At 41.6% G+C, this 644-nt stretch carries 1 protein-coding gene; it reads left to right on the plus strand.

Annotated features, from left to right (window positions below):
• A partial coding sequence (locus tag FC37_RS04565; protein ID WP_156400659.1) for an RNA-guided endonuclease InsQ/TnpB family protein occupies positions 1-644 on the plus strand: 644 nt, incomplete at both ends.

The raw sequence follows: 644 nt of genomic DNA on the forward strand, positions 1-644 counted from the left end.
GCTTGGAGCAACTATCGCAAGATTGGTCATGGAATCCCAACTTTCCATAAAAAACGCAGCGACTGGTCATATCAGACCAACTGTCAATATCCTAAGCAAAAAGAAGCTTTTCTTGATAACGGGACAGCTAGATTTATTGATGCTAAACATATTAAACTGCCTAAACTGGGTATCGTCCGCATTGCTGGTTTTAGAAGGCTAATCAAAGAGCGTTTGCTTAACCACATCCCAACTAGAATTGGCACAGTCACGATTAAAAAGACCGCTGAGGAGCAATTCTACTTATCAATGCAATTAGGCAGCGATACTACTTTTGTCAAGGAATTGCCTAAATCACAAAGTCAAATTGGCATTGACCTTAACCTTGATAATTTCTTAACAGCATCTAACGGAGCAATGGTTGCTAATCCACGATTTTATTGCAAAACCAAAAAGAAGCTTGCCCATGCCCAACGCGTCTTGTCTCGCAGACAGCGCCGGGCTAAAAAAGAAGGGCGCAATTTGCGGCTAGCAAAAAACTATCAAAAACAGCGCTTAGTTGTAGCTAAACTGCACGACAAGATCAGAAGACAGCGTAATGACTTCTTGCAAGTACTCTCAACTGCACTAATCAAAAACCACGATTTAGTAGTTGCCGAGGAACT

This window comes from Lactobacillus gallinarum DSM 10532 = JCM 2011, from assembly GCF_001434975.1.
Lineage (GTDB): Bacteria > Bacillota > Bacilli > Lactobacillales > Lactobacillaceae > Lactobacillus > Lactobacillus gallinarum.